The 17,501-nt window shown below is 71.3% G+C and carries 18 protein-coding genes; 5 read left to right on the forward strand and 13 right to left on the reverse strand.

The window, feature by feature from the left end:
- Nucleotides 1-56: 56 nt before the first annotated feature.
- From EAE32_RS00245 to EAE32_RS00255, 3 genes are all read right to left on the reverse strand, one after another.
- Nucleotides 57-968 (reverse strand): LamG domain-containing protein, encoded by a 912-nt coding sequence (locus EAE32_RS00245; protein WP_121844814.1) that lies wholly within the window; start codon nucleotides 966-968, stop codon nucleotides 57-59.
- Entirely contained in the window at nucleotides 965-2,005 is a 1,041-nt protein-coding gene (locus EAE32_RS00250) for a S24/S26 family peptidase (protein WP_121844815.1), read from the reverse strand. Before EAE32_RS00250 ends, EAE32_RS00245 begins: the two co-directional genes overlap by 4 nt.
- A gap of 122 nt (nucleotides 2,006-2,127) precedes the next feature.
- Nucleotides 2,128-2,760, reverse strand: coding sequence for a hypothetical protein (locus EAE32_RS00255; RefSeq protein WP_121863784.1), 633 nt, complete (start codon nucleotides 2,758-2,760; stop codon nucleotides 2,128-2,130).
- A gap of 124 nt (nucleotides 2,761-2,884) precedes the next feature.
- Here EAE32_RS00255 and EAE32_RS00260 point away from each other — a divergent pair, with 124 nt between their 5' ends.
- Nucleotides 2,885-4,108, forward strand: coding sequence for an MFS transporter (locus EAE32_RS00260; RefSeq protein WP_243635518.1), 1,224 nt, complete (start codon nucleotides 2,885-2,887; stop codon nucleotides 4,106-4,108).
- Nucleotides 4,109-4,144: 36 nt separating this feature from the next.
- The gene (locus tag EAE32_RS00265) at nucleotides 4,145-5,428 is read left to right on the forward strand and encodes a cytochrome P450 (protein WP_121863786.1); all 1,284 of its coding nucleotides are present in this window, start codon (nucleotides 4,145-4,147) and stop codon (nucleotides 5,426-5,428) included.
- Between the two features lie 90 nt (nucleotides 5,429-5,518).
- Here EAE32_RS00265 and EAE32_RS00270 read toward each other — a convergent pair whose 3' ends face one another.
- Both EAE32_RS00270 and EAE32_RS00275 read right to left on the reverse strand, forming a co-directional pair.
- Nucleotides 5,519-7,204 (reverse strand): M23 family metallopeptidase, encoded by a 1,686-nt coding sequence (locus tag EAE32_RS00270; RefSeq protein WP_243635519.1) that lies wholly within the window; start codon nucleotides 7,202-7,204, stop codon nucleotides 5,519-5,521.
- A gap of 168 nt (nucleotides 7,205-7,372) precedes the next feature.
- Nucleotides 7,373-7,897: a mycothiol transferase gene (locus tag EAE32_RS00275; protein ID WP_121863788.1), complete on the reverse strand. Its 525-nt coding sequence runs from the start codon at nucleotides 7,895-7,897 to the stop codon at nucleotides 7,373-7,375.
- 111 nt (nucleotides 7,898-8,008) lie between these two features.
- On the opposite strand from EAE32_RS00275, the gene EAE32_RS00280 reads away from it, so the two are divergent.
- Nucleotides 8,009-8,722, forward strand: coding sequence for a VOC family protein (locus EAE32_RS00280; RefSeq protein ID WP_124035138.1), 714 nt, complete (start codon nucleotides 8,009-8,011; stop codon nucleotides 8,720-8,722).
- 44 nt (nucleotides 8,723-8,766) lie between these two features.
- Here EAE32_RS00280 and EAE32_RS00285 read toward each other — a convergent pair whose 3' ends face one another.
- Entirely contained in the window at nucleotides 8,767-9,198 is a 432-nt protein-coding gene (locus EAE32_RS00285) for a hypothetical protein (RefSeq protein WP_165860425.1), read from the reverse strand.
- Between the two features lie 55 nt (nucleotides 9,199-9,253).
- Nucleotides 9,254-10,102 (reverse strand): LysR family transcriptional regulator, encoded by an 849-nt coding sequence (locus tag EAE32_RS00290; RefSeq protein WP_165860426.1) that lies wholly within the window; start codon nucleotides 10,100-10,102, stop codon nucleotides 9,254-9,256.
- A 100-nt stretch (nucleotides 10,103-10,202) separates the two neighbouring features.
- Between EAE32_RS00290 and EAE32_RS00295 the strand changes: the two genes are divergently transcribed.
- Nucleotides 10,203-11,147: a DMT family transporter gene (locus tag EAE32_RS00295; protein WP_165860427.1), complete on the forward strand. Its 945-nt coding sequence runs from the start codon at nucleotides 10,203-10,205 to the stop codon at nucleotides 11,145-11,147.
- On the opposite strand, the gene EAE32_RS00300 is transcribed toward EAE32_RS00295, so the two are convergent.
- Nucleotides 11,135-11,611 carry an ester cyclase gene (locus tag EAE32_RS00300; protein WP_121863792.1) on the reverse strand — a complete coding sequence of 159 codons (477 nt, stop codon included), beginning with the start codon at nucleotides 11,609-11,611 and terminating at the stop codon, nucleotides 11,135-11,137. The genes EAE32_RS00295 and EAE32_RS00300 overlap by 13 nt on opposite strands.
- A 155-nt stretch (nucleotides 11,612-11,766) precedes the next feature.
- Entirely contained in the window at nucleotides 11,767-13,137 is a 1,371-nt protein-coding gene (locus EAE32_RS00305; RefSeq protein ID WP_121863793.1) for an NAD-dependent succinate-semialdehyde dehydrogenase, read from the reverse strand.
- 134 nt (nucleotides 13,138-13,271) lie between these two features.
- Between EAE32_RS00305 and EAE32_RS00310 the strand changes: the two genes are divergently transcribed.
- Nucleotides 13,272-13,808 carry a hypothetical protein gene (locus tag EAE32_RS00310; RefSeq protein WP_121863794.1) on the forward strand — a complete coding sequence of 179 codons (537 nt, stop codon included), beginning with the start codon at nucleotides 13,272-13,274 and terminating at the stop codon, nucleotides 13,806-13,808.
- Here the strand turns inward: EAE32_RS00310 and EAE32_RS00315 are convergent.
- From EAE32_RS00315 to ureG, 4 genes are read right to left on the reverse strand one after another with little or no spacing between them, the layout of a single operon-like run.
- A complete protein-coding gene (locus EAE32_RS00315) occupies nucleotides 13,744-14,688 on the reverse strand; it encodes an urea transporter (protein WP_121863795.1) in 945 nt (314 codons plus the stop codon). The genes EAE32_RS00310 and EAE32_RS00315 overlap by 65 nt on opposite strands.
- 1 nt (nucleotide 14,689) lies before the next feature.
- Entirely contained in the window at nucleotides 14,690-15,817 is a 1,128-nt protein-coding gene (locus EAE32_RS00320; protein WP_121863796.1) for a HoxN/HupN/NixA family nickel/cobalt transporter, read from the reverse strand.
- A 26-nt stretch (nucleotides 15,818-15,843) separates the two neighbouring features.
- Nucleotides 15,844-16,833, reverse strand: a complete 990-nt coding sequence (locus tag EAE32_RS00325) for an urease accessory protein UreD (protein ID WP_121863797.1) — start codon at nucleotides 16,831-16,833, stop codon at nucleotides 15,844-15,846.
- On the reverse strand, nucleotides 16,826-17,437 hold the full coding sequence (gene ureG, locus EAE32_RS00330) for an urease accessory protein UreG (RefSeq protein WP_121844828.1): 612 nt from the start codon (nucleotides 17,435-17,437) through the stop codon (nucleotides 16,826-16,828). Before ureG ends, EAE32_RS00325 begins: the two co-directional genes overlap by 8 nt.
- Nucleotides 17,438-17,501: the final 64 nt, after the last annotated feature.

The raw sequence follows: 17,501 nt of genomic DNA on the forward strand, positions 1-17,501 counted from the left end.
GTTGAGAGACCCGCCGGGTACGGGCGCAGCCGGGAACGTGGACCGGCCCCCGCCTGCTACGGGCCCCAGACCCCCGCCTTGTAGTGGTTGGTGACGTCCTGCTGGGTGAAGCCGCGGTTGTAGACCGCCGCGAAGCCGATGTTGCCCTTGAAGCACTCCGCCGACTTGGCGGGGGCGTCCGGCCAGGAGTCCACGCGGGCGCACCCGATCCGCCAGCGGGCAGGGGAATACGTCTCCAGCGTTCCGGTGGCAGGGGTGCTGCCCACGAGCACACCGTCCAGGTAGACCGAGGCGAAACCGGCGGCGGGATCCCGCGTGGCAACCACGTGGTGCCACTTGCCGTCCGCCACGGTCGCTGGGCTCTGGACACGCTCGAATCCGCCGGTGGCCGAGACGTAGTTGCTCATGTTCAGCTTGCCGGAGGCACCCACGTAGAGCTCGCGGTCGAACTTCAGTTCCTGGGGATACGTGTCGTTGTTCGTCAGGGCCATGAGGTTGCCCTGTGTACCCGTGGACTGGAACCACAGCTCCTGCGTGTACGTCTGCGGCGGGGTCACGGACGTGGTGTTGCGCACGATTGAGGGGCTTTTCGTGTTCCCGGCGAACTCCAGGTAGCCCACGGTGTCGTGCTTGCACGCCGTGGCCGTGTTCCTGGGCGTCACGTAGGAGGAGGCGGTGCTGCTGTTGCTGCCATCCACCAGGTTCGTGGGCCTGGTCTCGTTGAACTGGTAGGCGAAGACCCGCCCCGTCTCCTTGGTCAGCGCCTCGCGGCACGAGAAGAACGGCATGACGGTGCCCGAGTTGGCCGTGTTGTTGACCGCCGCGGTGAACCGCCCCAGGGTGCCGGGGGTGACCAGGGGGATGACCACCAGGGCCACCGTCACCAGCAGCCCGAGGGCCACCCGCAGCAGCCGAGCACGCTGCTCGGGGCTCTGCTTCCGCATGCTCTGCGATGAGGACTCGCTCATGCGGGGACCTCCTCCTTCTGGCGCGTGACGCGCTGGTGGATCCCGAAGAGCACGAACGGGCTTGCGCAGTACAGCACCGCGCCCAGCCACCACCCCGGGGTCAGCTCCACCCGCGGGTAGAACGTGAACTTGCCGCCGTCGGAGGGTTCGTCCGCCCGGGCCATCCCGTCCGCACCCGTGGGCGCGAGGACGTCCGTGGCCGTGCCGCGGTCCTCCGCCGGTGCAACGCTCACCGGGAAGATGCCGGTGCTGACCACGTGGGCCTCGGCGAACGGGCCGTCCGCGTCCTGGTCCGTCTTCATGCTCAGCAGCTGGACCCCCAGCAGCGGCTGGACGATCACCACGGACAGTGCCACCCCGCAGAACAGCCCCAGCGCGCGGTACCGGAACTTCGCCCGTGGATCGCGCACGCGCACGGTCAGCAGCATGCTCACCAGCAGCACCACCAGCACGATGGGCAGCATCTTGGTGACCCACCCCATGACCGGTGCGACGACGACAGCGCGGCCCTCCAGGTTGCCCTGCACCACCCGTTCGGGGTCCGGCGTGCCATTGAGGTCGCCCTGGGTCTGGGCGGAGGCCCCGTCCACCGAGACCACCCGGTGCGTGTGGGTGGTTCCGCCCGTGGACGGCGCCACGGTCACGATGTCCCCGGCGTGCAGCTCCGCCACCTCGGCGGGCTGGGTCACCACCAGGGATCCCACCGGCGCGGAGGTGCCCATGGACGCGGTCTCCATGATGTACGCGCGGTACCCGCCCAGCCCCAGCACCACGCACAGGACCACGAACAGGCTCAGCACGACGGCGCCCACCCACCCGATGATCCGTGCCGTGCGTCCGCCGCGGGGCTGCGCGGCGTCGTCACCGTCCTCCGCCGTGTCGTCCTCGGGCCCGGGGACGCCCTCGGCCCCCGCCTCGGAATGTGCCGCAACGTCGTCGCCGACCCCGGGGGACCGTTCCTCGGGGTCGACGACGGCCAGCGGTTCCGTGCGCGGGGCATCCGCGTCCGGCTCGTCCCGGGGAAGAGGTGACGACATGGGGGCCTTTCCGTGGTCACGCCGTCACCCGGCCGGTGGGCGGGGTGACGGCGACGTCGCTGATCGGTGGCAACGGCAAACGCCGGCGACCGGCGCCGGCGTCTGCAGAGGTGCTCAGGGGATCAGGCGGTGTACGTCCAGGTCAGGGGCTGGGAGATGGTAACTCCCGCGTAGGTGTTGTCCGCGGAGGCGGGCAGCGTGGTGGTGATCTTGTACGCGTTCGACGCTCCGGCCGCGGGTGCAGTGAGCGTGATCGGGGAGTTCGACTTGGCCGCGAGCTCCTTGGCCGTGCCCCTGAAGATCTCGGTGCCGTCCTGAGTGATGACCACGTTCATGAGGCCGCACAGGTCGCCCTTGCCGGCAGCCACGGCGGGAGTCTGCGTGCAGGCCCCCGGGGTCAGCGTGGCGGCCTTGGCCGCGATGCTGCCGGTGTTCTTCAGGGTGATGTTGACCGTGGAGACGTCCCCGGGGGCCATCGTGGTCTTGCCGCCGTACTTGTTGATGGTGGCGCACGTGGCAACGTTGTTGGTCCCCTCGGAGCTGTCGCACGTCACGTTCGTGCCGTCCGCACCGGGCCCGGTCTCCTGCATGGTCAACCCGCCGGCGCCGGCGGTGTTGTTGTCGTTCTTGATCGACGCGGTGTACGCGCCCAGCGAGCCCGTGACCAGGCTGAGGGCCAGCGCACCGGCGCCCAGGGTTGCCGGCACGAGCCACGCGATGGACTTCTTACGTTGGGGGGTGGACTCAGCGGTCATGTTCCGGGCTTCTCTCATGATTTTGCATTAGTAACATCTGAAGCGTAGCGCCTTACCTACCCAAAGTAAATACGTCTGCATACACCTTTTCGGGCGTTCACGGTCCGGCCCGTAGCCTGGGGACGTGTCTGTCCCCGCCGCCTCCCCCTCCATGGACCCCGCGCGCATCACCCGCGCGCGGATCGCCGCCTCCCTGCTCTTCCTCACGAACGGCGCGATCTTCTCCAACCTGCTGCCGCGGCTGCCGGAGATCAAGGACATGTTCGAGCTCTCCAACGCGATGTACGGGCTGGCACTGATCGCGTTTCCGATCGGCGGCGTGGTGGCCGGGCCGTTGCCCGCGCCCATCCTGCGGCGCTTCGGGACCGCCCGGACCGCGGCCGTGGGATCCGTGCTGCTGGCCACCGCGGTGTTCGCGGCCGGGTCCGTGCCGGTGCTCGCCGTGTTCGGGGCGGGGCTCTTCCTCGCCGGGGTGCTGGACGCCGTGGTGGACACCGCCCAGAACGCCCAGGGGCTGCGGGTGCAGCGGCTGGCCGGGACCTCCATGATCAACTCCATGCACGCCCTGTGGAGCGTGGGTGCCGTGATCGGCGGGCTCATGGGTACGGGCGCCGCGGCGCTGCACGTGCCGTTCGTGTGGCACTTCCTCACCAGCGCGGTGCTGTTCTCCGCGGTCGCCGTGCTGGCCATGCGCTGGGCCGTGCCGGACGACCCCGACTCCCACGCCGCCGCCCAGGCCGAGAGCGTTCCCCTGGACACCGCCGGGCTCCCCCGCCTCCCGCGCGGCACCGGTGCCGCACTGCTCGCCCTGCTGCCCATTGCCGTGATCGCCATGTCCGGGGTGCTCGTGGAGGACGTGGGGTCCAACTGGTCCGCCGTCTACCTCCGGGACGTCCTCTCCGCCCCCGTGGGCATGGTGGGCCTGGGGTACGTGAGCCTCGTGGGGGCGCAGTTCGTGGGCCGCATCCTGGGCGACCGGCTCATCGACGCCCTGGGCGCGGTGCTGGTCACCCGCGTCGGCGGTGTACTGATCCTCGTGGGCCTCGGCGCCGTGGCCCTGGCCCCCGCCCCCTGGGTGGCTCTGGCGGGTTTCGCGCTCGCGGGCTTCGGCTGCGCCACCATGGTCCCGAACGCGTACGCCGCCGCGGACCGCGCACCGGGGCTGAAACCGGGCACCGGCCTCACGCTCGTGAGCTGGTGCATGCGCATCGTCTTCGTGATCTCCCCGCCCCTGGTGGGCCTCTTCGCCGACGCCGTGGGGCTGCGCACCGCACTGTTCGTCTTCCCCTTCATGGGCGTGCTGGCGTTCCTCTTCGCGGGCGCACTGCGGGTGCGCGGTCGTTCCTGAGCACAGCCCGTCAGCGCCCGGCCCCATACTGGGGGCATGACTTCACAGTTCGGACAGACACGTTCCGAGCAGGGCCTCTCCCTGCTGCGCTCCGGTTATCTCTTCGCCTCCCGCGCACGACGCCGCGCGGGCCTGTCCGCGGACTCGGGCTGCCCCGTGCGCATGCCGCTGCTGGGCAAGCAGACCGTCCTGGTCCGCGGCGAGGAGGGCGTCAAGCTCTTCTACGACACGTCCCGCGTGCAGCGCGACGGCGCCATGCCCGGCGTCGTGCAGGGCCCCCTCTTCGGCGCGGGCGCCGTGCACGGCCTGGACGGTGAGGCCCACCGGGTGCGCAAGAACCAGCTCGCGGACATGGCGTACGAGGACGAGCGCGTGGCCGCGTACAAGCCGTTCGTGGCGCAGGAGCTCGAGGACCTCGTGAAGCGGTGGAAGGACGGCGACACCGTCTACGACAGCACCGCCATCGCCTTCGGCCGCGCGTCCTTCCGCTGGGCCGGAATCCAGTGGGGCGTGCCGGAGATGGACCGCTGGGCCCACCGCATGAGCCGCCTGCTGGACACCTTCGGGCGTCCCGCCACCCACCTGGTCTCCCGGCTGGACCGGATCGCCCTGGACCGCCGTTTCGCCGCGCTCATCAGGGACGTGCGCTCGGGCAAGGTCGCCGCGCCCGAGGACTCGGTGCTCGCGCACATGGCCGGGCTCGTGGACGAGAACGGTGAGCTGGTGGACGCCAAGACCGCGGGCGTCGAGCTGCAGAACCTCACCCGCCCGAACGTGGCCGTGGCGCGCTTCGCGGCGTTCGCGGCCACCGCCCTGGTGGAGCATCCCGAGTGGATCGAGCGCATCCGCGCGGCCTCCGAGCAGTGGGGTGGCACCCTCCTGGACGTGCCCGAGGCCGTGGCCTTCGCGCAGGAGGTGCGCCGCGTGTACCCGTTCGTGCCCATGCTCCCCGCCGAGGTCACCGCGGACACCGAGATCCAGGGCTGCCCCGTGCACAAGGGCGAGCGCGTGGTCCTGGACATCCTGGGGACCAACACGGACCCGGCCTCCTGGGACCGGGCGGCCACGTTCGACCCCGAGCGGTTCCTGGGGGTGGAGGACGCCGAGGCGATCCCCACGTTCATCCCCCAGGGCGGTGCGGGCGTGCGCACGGGTCACCGCTGCCCCGGCGAGAAGATCGCGGTCACGTCCCTCTCCGCCGCCGTGGTGGCGCTGTGCCGCCCGGAGGTGCAGCTGCCGAGCGACCAGGACGACCTCACCTTCTCCTGGACCCACATGCTGACCCGCCCGAGCACCGGGGTGCGGGTGCGCCGCGCCTGACGCCCCCGCACGACCGCGGGCCCCGCACGGCGACGATGCGCTGTGCGGGGCCCGCGGTGTCTGAGGGGCTTCTGTGGGTGACTCCTGTGGCTACTTCACGGGAGCCGCAGGGGCGCCGGCTCCGGGGGCGGCAGGGGCTGCGGGCGCGGCCGCCCCGGGTGCAGCAGCCCCGGGGTTCGTCGCGGCGCCCGGACCCGTCGCAGCGGCAGGGCGGTAGACAGGTGCCCTGAGCGCCTCGGCCTGCAGTGCCGCCAGGGCATCCGTCGCGGCCTTGGTGAGCGCGGAGTTCACGGGCTTCATGCTCCCGGGCGGAGGCGACGCCGCCGTCACCGCGTTGCTCGCCTCGAGCAGCTTCACCATGTACGGGTCAGTGGCGGGCACCCCGAGCGTCTTGCCCCGGGCCAGGAGCGCCTTGAGCTCCACGTCCAGAGGGGACCCGACCACGTAGGCCTTGGCCTGCTGCTCCGGGGACAGCGCCAGATGCGCACCCACCGTGGCCTGGGTCCGCTGTTGCAGCTGCACCTTGGTGGCCAGGGTGTCGATGGGAGCCACCCTCGGGTCCACGGGCTTGGGCTCCTGAGGGGTCACCGGTGGCTTGTCTTTGACCGGCGGTTTGGGATTGGCACCCGGGTCAGGTTTCGTGTGGTCGCCCGGCTTTCCGGCGGGGGGCCTGGGAACGGTCGGGTTCTTGGGAGGGTGAACCACCGGGGGGTGGGGCCTGGTCGGAGCGCCGGTCTTCGGGGGCTGCTTCCCGCTCCCGTCAGCCACGGTTCGCCCGCTACCCGAACCCTGCGACGGTGTGGTCGCGGGCTTCTTGGCAGGCGCCTTCCTCTGCCCCTTGGAGGCGTCCTTCGCGGGGGTGGTCTTCTGCCCCAGGGCCCTGATCTCGTCCTGGGACTTGGCGGGCGCCTTCTTGGGGGCGTGGCCGCCGTCGGTACCGGGCCTGGTCGCTGCCGGGGGCTGCGCCGCGCCGGCCTGGTCCGCGTTGGAGTAGGCGGGGCGGGACGCCGGGATGATCTTCTCCCCGACCTTCCAGTCGAAGGACTGCGGATCCACCACCTTGCCGTTGACCCACGTCTCGAAGTGCAGGTGCGGCCCGGTCACGCGCAGGCCGGTGTGGCCGACGGCGCCCAGCTGCTCTGAGGCCTTGAGGTGGTCCCCCACCCGGACCATGACCTTGCTCATGTGGTTGTAGGTGGTCTTCATGCCGTTGGCGTGGGAGACCTCCACACGGTTGCCGCCCCACACGTCCCAGAACACGGCGGTCACGGTGCCGTCCATGGCGGCCACCACGGGTGAGCCCTCCGGCGCGGAGATGTCCGTGCCGTTGTGCAGCTCGTGCCGGCCGTCGTCCGGGGCGGTGCGCCACCCGAACTCCCCGCCCTTGAGCACGATCACGGGCTGGGCGGGTGCGATCAGCGTGTTGACGGGGAGCTCGCCGTCGAAGATGGGCGGTGCGTGCTCGGCCGAGCTCACGGGAGGAAAGGCCGCTCCCCCTGCACCGCTGCTGCCGTTCGCGGCAGCCGTCTTGTTGCTGAGGGACACCAGCGAGGTGTCCTGGGCGGCGGAGATGGCGGCATGGTCCGGCGTGGCGGCGAAGAGCGAGGGGGCAGCCGGCTGTGCGGCGTCGTCGGCCTGGCCGGAGGGCGCGGAACGCTGGGGGCCCTGGGGGTCCTGCGCCATGGCGGGCTGCCAGGGAGCCACCTCGGTGCCGTTGCTCAGCGCCACGCCCCCCGCGACAAGCAGGGAGAAGGAGGTGAACGCCATGAGAGCCATGGACGGCTTCCTGGCAGGGGTGGAACGTGTGCGTGAGCGAGCCATAGGTTGATCGTGTCTCCCGGAATGGACGTCGGCACCGTGAGCCCTGGGGCCGATAGTCAGTAGACCCAGTCTAGGTGAACTGCGGGTTTCCATGTCGTTTCATGGACAGGAATCCGGAACATGTCAGTAGCGCCCGGTCCAGTCCTCGTCCACGAGCCCGCGGACGTAGGCCGCCTGACCCACGTGCTGGGCGGTGTCGTCGATCGTGGAGACGATCCGCGCGCCGCGTGTGACGGGCGGGTCCCAGGAGTCGTCCACGACCTCGTCCAGTTCCTCGTCCGAGAGGCTCCGGAGGTACTGGGCGGTGGCGCAGCAGACCGCGCGGAGGTAGCCCACGAGCAGCCCGGGGTCCGAGACGCGCACCCGGGCGACGTCCTCGGGCCGGTCCCCGAAGCCGAAGTCCTCGGCCGCGCGGTCCAGGCCGAAGGAGCCGCTCCACCCCTCGGCGGTCCAGACCTGCTCCGCGTCGCACAGCTGGGCGATCTGCACGTCCTGCTGCCGAGCCGCGTGCCACAGCAGCCAGGACATGGAGTTGTGGGCGCCCTCCGGCATGCGGTTCAAGACCTCCGCGGAGACGTTCTCCACCGCGGCCTCGGCCGCCTCCACGGGACGCCGTGCCGCGTCCGCCAGCAGTTCCTGAGCACTCATGGTCCACCTGATTCCGCACCGGTTCCGTGTGATCTGCCTCCCACTGTACGACCGCCGCGCGCAGCCCGGGAGGGGTGCCACGGCGGCAGGCGTCGCACTACCCTCGGGACCATGGATCACCTCGTGGGACAAGACCTGCTCAACGCCCTCTCGGACCGTGGAGAGCTGGTGCGCGCCACGTGGACGCCCCTGCCGGACGGGATGCACGCGCGGTGGTCCGCGCCCGATCCTGGCGCCGCACTCTCCTTCGCCGCCACGGCACTGGGCGCCTCAGAGGACCGCGGGGCACCCCTGCTGGTCACCCTGGGCGCGGGTCTGGTGACCCTCCACCTCCCGGGGGTTCCGCAGGGCTCCGTCCGACCCGCGGACCTGGACCTCGCGCAGCAGCTCGTGGACGACGCCGCCGCGGCCGGCCTGGAGCGGTCCGGCACCGTGGCGAGTTCGCTCGAACTTGCGCTGGACACAGCGGACGCGGACAGCATCCGGCCGTTCTGGGCGGCCCTGCTGGCACCCGTTCCGGACGAGCGCACCCCCGGCACGAGCACGCAGCTCTCCATGAACCCGGAGAACATCGTGGCCCCGGACGTCGTGGACCCCACCGGGCAGCACCCCCTCCTGTGGTTCCAGGAGACCGAACCGCACCCCACGCCGCGTCAGCGGATGCACGTGGACGTGTGGCTGAACCCGCGGGACGCCCCAGCCCGCATCCGGGCCGCCGTGGCCGCGGGCGGGACCGTGGTGGACGAGTCCGGCGCGCCGTCGTTCACCGTGCTCGCGGACCCGGAGGGCAACCGGGCGTGCATCTGCACCGTGGCGGAGCGGTGAAGCGATAAGCCGCGGATGCGTGCGCTGTCAGCGGATCGTCATTTTCACGGCCTGGCGCCCACGAGCTGGATCTTCCAGTGGCCGTCGTTCTTGTCCGAGGCGATCCAGAACTTCACACCGCCGGTGCGGGCGATCTTTTGAATTCCCTCGATGCGTTGCGGCTGCGCAGTGCACTCGATGTCGCGTGGCTTCTGATCGTCCACCCGCAGCTTCATGGAGCCACCGCCGTCGCAGCCCACCGTGGCCGTGAACGGCCCCTTTCCCGACGCGTCAGACGCGATCGCCGACGCTTCCGGCGCGCCCGTGGGGAAGCCGCCGGTGAATCCCATGGAATAGTTCTCGGTGGTTTCGTCGGGGAACATCTGCTGAGCGGTGCTCGACGGCTGTGGATCGGGGGATGACGCGCAGCCGGCGGTTCCACACAGCACCACCGCGATCCCGAGAGCCGCAGAAAATGTCTTTGCCTTTGGGTGCACGGTTTCCTCCGGACTCGACAACCTCTTTCAGTGCACCCTAGGGGCTGGAGCTGCTTCACGCACCCTCCAGCACCAGCCGCACGAACTCCGTCACGTCCGCAGAGCGCTCCTGCGCCCGCCACACCACGTGCACCGGAACGGGGTCCAGCCCGGCAGCTGGACGGACCTCCAGGGACGGGTGGTTGTAGTAGCGCATGGTCGACTCCGGGGTGATCCCGTAACGGCGCGGATCCGCGGCGATCGCGACGACCCACTCGTCCACGCCGTGCACGGGCACCACCTGGGCGGGATGCAGGGCCTGCACCCACTGCGCGGTGGTGGTGCCACCGTCCACGTTCACCACTGCGTGGCCGTCCCGCAGATCCTCCGCCGTCACGCGGGGCTTCTCGTGCAGGGCACTGTCCCGCGAGTGCACGACCACCCGGTCCTCCCGGTACAGCACTCTGCTCCGCACCTCGAGGGCCGTGACGGGACCGCGGACCACGGCGACGTCGGCCGCGCCCCCGGCCACGGCGGCGTCGGGCGCGGGGACCTGTTCCAGGCGGCACGGGGCGTCGGGGTGCGCGGCGTTCCACGAGCGCACAGCACCCGAGAACGCCGCTTCCAGTCCGGCCCACGCGTAGGCGACCGTCACGGGCCGCGAGCGCCAGCGCGCGGGGTCCACGAGCGCGTCGAAGGACTCCTGGACCTGCACGCAGCGCCGCGCGAACTCCTCGCCATCCGCCGTGAGCACCGCGCCGTGCGGCCCGCGCTCCACCAGCCGCACCCCCACGGCCGCCTCGATCTCCCGCAGCATGCGCGACGCCGTGGGCTGGGTGGTCCCCAGTGCGCGCGCCGCGCCCGACAACGACGGCGCCGCGGCCAGCGCCGCGAACATCCGCACGTGCCGCAGCTCCAGAGTCATGCGCCCAGCGTATAGCGGTGCGCACGGGGAGGTCTTCCCGGGACGTTCCCGCCGCGGGACGCTGGACCGACCACCGCCACCCACACCCGGAGGACCTGCCGTGACCGGAACCCGCAACACCGTGGCCCTGGGGCTGTTCCTGCTGCTGTGGTCCAGCGGAGCGGTGGCCACGGCCCTCGGGCTCACCCGGCTGGACCCCGCGGTGTTCCTGCTGCTGCGCGCCGTGGTCACCGCGGGGATCGCGTGGCTGCTGTGGGCGTTCGTGCGCTCTCCCCTGCCCCGCACGGGTAGACAGTGGGGTGCCGTGCTCGTCACCGGGCTGCTCATGCACGTGCTGTACCAGGGGCTGTTCTTCGGCTCGCTCGCCGCGGGGATCGCCCCGGGGCTGCTGTCCCTGGTGGTGGCGTGCCAGCCGCTGCTGACCGCCGTGGTCACGGGGCAGCGCGGCCTGCTGGCCTGGGCTGGCATCCTGCTGGGACTCGGCGGCTTGGTCCTGGCGTGCTCCCCCGAGTTCTCGGCCGCGGACTCCACCCTGTGGGGCGTGGTCGCCGCCGCAGGCGCCCTGCTGGCCCTGACCGCGGCCACCCTGGTGCAGGCGCGCAGCACCCGCGTGGGCGTCCTCGCGAACCTGGCCCTGCAGAGCACCACCGCCGTTCCCGTGTTCCTGCTGGCGGCCCTGGTGCTGCGCCCCGCCCTGCCACCGCTGGACCCGGCCACGATCGGCCCGGTGCTGTGGATGGGCGCCGTGGTGGGTGTTGCCGCCACCGGCCTGCTCTACTGGCTCGTGCGCCGCGTGGACGTGGTGACGGTGACCAGCGTGCAGTTCCTGGTCCCGGCCGTGACCGCCGTGCTGGACTGGATGGTGCGCGGACAGTCCCTCCACGGCGCCACCCTGGCGGGCATGGCCGTGGTGATCTGCGCGCTCTTCGTCTTCGAACGGGGCCGACGACGCCGCGGGGCCGCGACCGGCGCGCCACGCACCGACCGCGACCCCGCCGCAGGGTCCGCGACGCACCGGGCGTCGCGACCGTCTCAGTCGTTGTAGGTGAGGCACTCCTCGATGGGCCAGCCCAGCTGCTCCCACATGGGCAGCTTGTTCCACTCCTTGACGAACTCCGTGAGCTTGCCGTCCTTCGCGCGGAACAGCGCGCACGCGGTCCAGGTGGCCTGGCGGCCGGTGGGCTGGATGTCGCCGTGCGGGGCGCCCTTGTGGGTGCCCTGGGCGGTGTAGCGCAGGGCCACGCGGTCGTCCTTCACGAACTCCACGTCGAAGCTCACGAAGTGCAGGTCGTCCAGCTTGGTCATGAGCTCGCCGTGGACGTCCGCGTACTGCTCCAGCGTCTCGGTGCCCGGGAACGTGGTGGGTCCCACGAACGTGTTGCCGGGAGCGCACAGGTGCGCCACGGCGTCGGCGCTGGCCTCACCCGGGGTGTAGGCGATGCGCATGTACTCCTTGGCCAGCTCCAGGTTGGCCTGCTCCTGCTCGGTGAGGTTCTTCAGATCCGCCATGGGATGCTCCTTCTCTTCGTGCGGCGGGGCGGGGCCCCGCGGCTGCTGGTGTCGTGCGGTCGGTGGCGCCGCGGCGTCGTCGTCCGACAGGGCAGGTGCCCGGGACCGCGTGCGAGCACGCGACCCCGGGCACCCGTGTGGTGGTGCGTGCGGGGTCAGCCCGCCACGCGCACCAGCTTGGTGTTGGAGAACTCGTCGAAGCCCCAGCGGCCCAGCTCGCGGCCGTAGCCGGAGCGGCGCACGCCGCCGAACGGCAGGCCCGGCATGGTGGTGCCGTGCTCGTTGACGTAGGTCATGCCCACCTCGAGCCGGCGCGCGACCTCCTCGGCCTTCGCGGCGTCCGCGCTCCACACGGAACCGGACAGGCCGAAGTCGGAGTCGTTGGCGATCTCCACGGCCTCGTCCACCGAGTCGTAGGAGTAGACCACGGCCACGGGGCCGAAGATCTCCTCCTTGTAGGCGTCCATCTCCCGGGTGACACCGGTCAGGACGGCCGGGGACATCCACGCGCCGTCCTGCTCCAGGGCCTTGCCGCCGGTGTGCAGGGTGGCGCCCTGCTCCACGGCGCGCTGCACCTGGGCCACGGCGTCGTCGCGGCCCTCGGTGGAGGACAGCGGGCCGATCCTGGTGTCCTCGGCCAGGGGGTCGCCCACCTTCATGCCCTCGACGGTCTCCACGACCTTGGCCACGAACTCGTCGACCATGGACGAGGGCACCAGGATGCGCTTGGGCGAGTTGCAGGCCTGGCCCGCGTTGCGCATGCGGGTGGTCGCCACGGTCTTGGCGGTCTTGGCCACGTCCACGTCGTCGAGCACGATCAGCGGGTCGGAGCCACCGAGCTCCAGCACGCTCTTCTTGAGGTTCTGGGCGGCGGTGACGGCGACGGCCTTGCCCGCGCCCTCGCTGCCGGTCAGGGAGACACCGCGCACGCGGGGGTCCGCGATGATGTCCGTGATCTGGTCCGTGCTCGCGAACAGGTTGATGTAGGCGTCCTCGGGGATGCCTGCGGCGTGCAGGATCTCCTCGATCAGCTCACCCGTGCGGGCGCAGATGGAGGCGTGCTTGAGCAGCACCGTGTTGCCCAGCATCAGGTTCGGCGCCGCGAAACGGGCCACCTGGTACTGCGGGAAGTTCCACGGCATGACGCCCACGAGCACACCCACGGGCTCGGTGACCACCACGGACTTGGCGCTGTCGCCCACGTCCAGGGTCTCCTCCTCCATGAGGGCCGGGCCGTGCTCCGCGTACCAGCGGTAGATCGCGGAGGACAGGGCCACCTCGCCCTGCGCCTGCTTGAACGGCTTGCCCATCTCGGTGCTGATCACGCGGGCGAGCTCGTCCCCGCGGGTCTCGTACGCGTCCGCGACGGCGCTCAGCGCCTTCGCGCGCTGCTCCACCGGGGTGGCGCGCCAGGACGTGAAGGCTGCGTCCGCGCGCTCGACGGCGCGGGCGATCTCCGCGTCCGTGGCGGAGGTGAACTCCTGCTCCACGACTCCGGTGGCTGGATTCTCTGTGCGGTAGGCCATGAGGTTTCCTTCTGTCTCGGACGATCGTGCATGTGGTCACCCGTGTTAACGAGGGCTCACCGGGGAAGATTCCCGCCTCTCGGGCCTTGACCCGTGTCCCGCCCCCTGAACACGCGTTGTTCTAGATTGAGCGCATGACCACATCGGGGACAGTCCACGACGACGCGGCCGACCACGACGCCGTGTTTCCCGGTCCGCGCGGAACCGTGCTGCGGGCCCTCCCAGCCTGCGTCCTCGAGTTCGGGGGAACACCGTTCCTCGCGTGGTTCGTGCCCCGGGAAGCCGGACGCGACTGGTGGGCCCTGGGGATCATCGTGACCGCCCTGGCCGTGATGTTCGGGGCTGCCACGCTTGGGTCTCGTGGTCTGCCCAGGGCGGACCCCCACGTGGATCAGACACGGTGGCAGCGTGCCCTGGCCTCCGCTCGCCACCACGGGTCACTGCCCTCGGAGCCCGCCGTCCAGGTGACGGCCGCGCGCGTGTCCTACGACAGAATCGCGGCGGGGATGACGTTCTTGTTCCTCTGGGCGGGCATTGCGTGCGGAGCGCTGGTGCGACCGGACCTGAACTGGGTGTCCCCGCTCGGTGGTCTCATCGCCATCTCTGTCATTGCGTGGGCGCGGGTGCCGTCCGCATGGGCGTATCTCCGCCTGCACGCCGTCTCCGTGTGACCGCGGCAACCCCCAGCATGACCAGCCACAGGCTCAGCAGGAACGGCCACGTGTACACCGGCAGGGGAAGCAGGGCGAGCAGCGGCTGCATGGCCAGGGTCAGTGCCGCTCCCACCACCGCACCAGTGAGCCGGGCCCAGAGCGGTTTGTCGTTCCAGAGCACTGCACCCAGCGCGATGGCCACCAGCACCGCGGAGTAGCCGAGCAGCCCGGACGAGACGTGCGCGACGCCGTCGCCGACCAGCAGCGCGCCCGCGAGCGCGACGAGACTGCCGAGCACCCCGAACAGGCCGGTGCGCACCCCGCCCACGAACAGCGCCGCCAGGATCAGCAGACCCGGCACCAGCCCGTCCGCGAGCACGACCTCCGAGAAGTTGTTGAACGCCCCCAGCACGGCACCGGCGGCACCCTCCCCGGTGCTCGTCGTTCCCGGGTGCACCAGGGGCAGCACCAGGTCGAAGAGCACTCCGGCCACCAGGCAGAACGGCGCTGTGGCCACCGGCAGCCGCACCCATTCCAGGGCACGGCAGCCGAGGACCCGCTGCAGGATCGCGTGCACGGGAACGCACGCGAGCGCGCCCACCACCGTCATGAGCAGTGCGGGCAGGGGCGCGCCCAGTGCCGCCGCCGCGGCCGCCCCCACGAGCGCACCGTTGTAGCCCATCATCCCGGTGCGCACCGCGTCCTTTCCCAGCAGGGCCCACGCACCCACGGTCTGACCAAGCGCACCCGTCGCCACGACCAGCGCGACCCACGGATGGACCCACCCCATGCCCACCAGCAGAAGCCCCCCGGCCCAGGGGTTGTCGATGAAGAAGATCTGCGAGACGCCCCGCAGGAGGACGCCCACCAGCTCGCCCAGGCGGCGAACAGACGCCATCTCAGGCCTCCCCGCCCGCTCGCACCGGCCCGCAAGCCTGCCCGGCGCCGCGCCGCGCCGGCGGCTCACCCGGCGTCGTCGTCCCGGTGCTCCCGCGCGTCGCGCGCCAGAACCACAGCCACACCAGGGCGAAGACGGCGATCAGCACGAGCCCGGCGTCCCCGAGGTCGACCTCCGCGAGCGCCGTCGTGACCGGATCGGTGAGTCCCAGGAGGTCGTTGAGGAACCCGCCGAGCGTGATGACGGCGATGAGCAGGGCGGAGACCGCGGAGATCACCGTGACGGTCGCGTTGAAGCGCATCCGGGTGCCGGTCTCGGTGAGTGCGGTGGAGTAGAGCTTCATCATGCCGAGACCGTTGAGGGTGTCGCACAGGGTCATGGCCGCGGTGAACGCCACGGGCAACCCGATCAGCGCGGCGGCCGGCACGCCGGCCAGGGACGCAGTGACGGTGAGCAGCAGCAGGCCGATGGTCGTGGCGGTGTCGAACCCCAGGCCGAAGAGGAACCCCAGCACGAAGATGTCCCGCGGGCGGCGCACGCGCTGCAGGGGCTTGCGCAGCAGCCGGGACACCAGACCCCAGTTGCCGTCCAGGTCGTGCCGGTGGCCCCGCGCCGTGCTCCCGCCCCGGGACGCCGTGCGGAGCAGCCCCACGGAGATGCTCGCGTTGTAGAGCCCGAGCACCAGCAGGTACACCCCGGAGACCCCGGCGCCGATCAGCCCGAGCACGTGGTTCGCGGAGCTGCCCTCCTCGAAGGCCCCGCTCACGAACTGCGCCCCCGCCACCACCATGACCCCGGCGAGCGTCACCACCAGGGAGTGGCCCAGGCTGAACGCGAAGCCCACGCTCGCGGGGTTCATGCCCTCGGAGACGAACTTGCGGGTGGAGTTGTCGATCGCGGAGATGTGGTCCCAGTCGTAGCTGTGCTTCATGCCCGCGGCGTACGCGGTGAGCACCACGCCCAGGGCGAGGGGCTCGGCGCCGGGTGCCAGCGCCGTCGCCAGCAGTCCGGCGGCCAGCAGGTGCAGGGCCGCCACTGCCGAGAGGGTGAGGCCCACCCGCACGCGCAGCGGCAGGCGGTGCCGCTCGGTCACGTAGCGGTGGTAGAGCGTGGGATGCGTGGTGGACACGGTTCTCCTTCGAGTGGCGGTGCGCCTCAGTACTTGCGCAGGTTCAGGGGCGGCTGCCCTCGCCAGTGCTCGCGCAGCAGGTCCACCACGGCACGGTGCAGTGCCGCAATGGCCTGCGTGGAGTGGGCCAGGGAGCGCACGCACACGCAGCGCACCCCGTACGGCTCCCCCACCCCGGCGCGGGTGATGCCGGAGCGGGTCTCGGAGGCGTCCACGGCGGCGGTGAGCAGCTCGTACACCTCGTCGGTCAGGCGGGCGTCCGCGATCAGCAGCTGTCCCGTGTGGCTGTGGCCCTCCATGAAGCCCGTGCCGGTGATGTCCCCGTGGGCGTCCGGCTGGATCCGCAGCTGGTCCACCACGAGCCGCCGCGGGCGCGCACCGGCCGCGGGCACGGCGGGGTCCACCCCCTGCGCGACCTGCGCTCCCGGTGAAGGCGGCGCTCCCTCCGGCGCGGCCGACGACGCCGGGGCCCCCGGTGGCAGCACCCGCACCTCGGTGCGCATCCGCAGCTCGTCGTACGCGAACGACTCCCCGGACGGGGACCAGCCGGGCGTCACGACCTCCGCGAGCAGCAGGGACGCCGTGGGGTCCATGTCCACCCGGGTGCGCTGGATGTAGGACCCGCCCCGGTACACGATCAGCTGGTCCGGGACGTACTCGAGCACGGCCCCCGGCCCGAGCCGCACGATCATCTCCTGGGATGCCGGGCCCTGCGGGGTGCGGTACACCTTGGTCGCGGACTGGGTGGTCAGCGCCAGGGAGGCGTCCCGCTCCACGGCCACGTCCAGCAGGTAGGAGTCCGCACCGAAGTACGCACCACCCGGGTTGACCACCGTGTAGGTGACCTGCCCGGAGCGGTCCAGGTAGTGCGGCCGCAGCACCCGCAGGGCACCCTCGTGGAACTGGCGGGCGGCGTACGAGCGCCCGCCCCGCGCGGCCACGGTCAAGCGCAGCTGTCCGGCCCACCCCGAGGCGGGCGGCGTCGTGGTGTTGGCAGTGGCGGGCGTCTCAGGCAAGGTCGAGCATGAGGACGTCGTTGCGGATCCACTCCTGGACCTTCTCCAGGCCCTCGTCCGTCTTGAGGTTGGTGAAGGCGAAGGGCTTGTCCTTGCGGAAGACCTTGGAGTCCGCGGCCATCACGTCCAGGTCCGCACCCACGTGGGGTGCCAGGTCCGTCTTGTTGATGATGAACAGGTCCGACTTGATCATCCCCTGCCCGGCCTTGCGGGGGATCTTCTCGCCCTGGGCCACGTCGATCACGTAGATCGAGAAGTCCACGAGCTCGGGGCTGAACGTGGCGGAGAGGTTGTCCCCGCCGGACTCCACGAAGATCACCTGCAGGTCCGGGAAGCGCCTCTTCAGCTGCTCGATCGCGGCCTCGTTCATGGAGGTGTCCTCGCGGATGGCGGTGTGCGGGCAGCCGCCGGTCTCCAGACCGACGATCCGCTCCTCGGGCAGCACCGAGTTGCGCGCGAGGATCTTGGCGTCCTCGATCGTGTAGATGTCGTTGGTGATCGCGGCCATGGAGATCTCCTGGCTCATGGCCCGCGTGATGCGCTCCACGAGCTGCGTCTTGCCCGCTCCCACGGGGCCTCCCACACCGATGATGACGGGATCCATGCTGTCCTCCTGCGTTCTCGTTCTCTGCTGTTCGTTGCTGTGCTGCTCGTTGCTGCGCGCCGCA

Source organism: Kocuria tytonicola (assembly GCF_003687175.1).
Lineage (GTDB): Bacteria > Actinomycetota > Actinomycetes > Actinomycetales > Micrococcaceae > Kocuria > Kocuria tytonicola.

Coding starts and splice junctions, on each gene's coding strand:
- EAE32_RS00245 (WP_121844814.1), bottom strand. CDS start 968: ATGAGCGAGTCCTCATCGCAGAGCATGCGGAAGCAGAGCCCCGAGCAG.
- EAE32_RS00250 (WP_121844815.1), bottom strand. CDS start 2,005: ATGTCGTCACCTCTTCCCCGGGACGAGCCGGACGCGGATGCCCCGCGC.
- EAE32_RS00255 (WP_121863784.1), bottom strand. CDS start 2,760: ATGACCGCTGAGTCCACCCCCCAACGTAAGAAGTCCATCGCGTGGCTC.
- EAE32_RS00265 (WP_121863786.1), top strand. CDS start 4,145: ATGACTTCACAGTTCGGACAGACACGTTCCGAGCAGGGCCTCTCCCTG.
- EAE32_RS00270 (WP_243635519.1), bottom strand. CDS start 7,204: ATGGCTCTCATGGCGTTCACCTCCTTCTCCCTGCTTGTCGCGGGGGGC.
- EAE32_RS00275 (WP_121863788.1), bottom strand. CDS start 7,897: ATGAGTGCTCAGGAACTGCTGGCGGACGCGGCACGGCGTCCCGTGGAG.
- EAE32_RS00280 (WP_124035138.1), top strand. CDS start 8,009: ATGGATCACCTCGTGGGACAAGACCTGCTCAACGCCCTCTCGGACCGT.
- EAE32_RS00290 (WP_165860426.1), bottom strand. CDS start 10,102: ATGACTCTGGAGCTGCGGCACGTGCGGATGTTCGCGGCGCTGGCCGCG.
- EAE32_RS00300 (WP_121863792.1), bottom strand. CDS start 11,611: ATGGCGGATCTGAAGAACCTCACCGAGCAGGAGCAGGCCAACCTGGAG.
- EAE32_RS00305 (WP_121863793.1), bottom strand. CDS start 13,137: ATGGCCTACCGCACAGAGAATCCAGCCACCGGAGTCGTGGAGCAGGAG.
- EAE32_RS00310 (WP_121863794.1), top strand. CDS start 13,272: ATGACCACATCGGGGACAGTCCACGACGACGCGGCCGACCACGACGCC.
- EAE32_RS00315 (WP_121863795.1), bottom strand. CDS start 14,688: ATGGCGTCTGTTCGCCGCCTGGGCGAGCTGGTGGGCGTCCTCCTGCGG.
- ureG (WP_121844828.1), bottom strand. CDS start 17,437: ATGGATCCCGTCATCATCGGTGTGGGAGGCCCCGTGGGAGCGGGCAAG.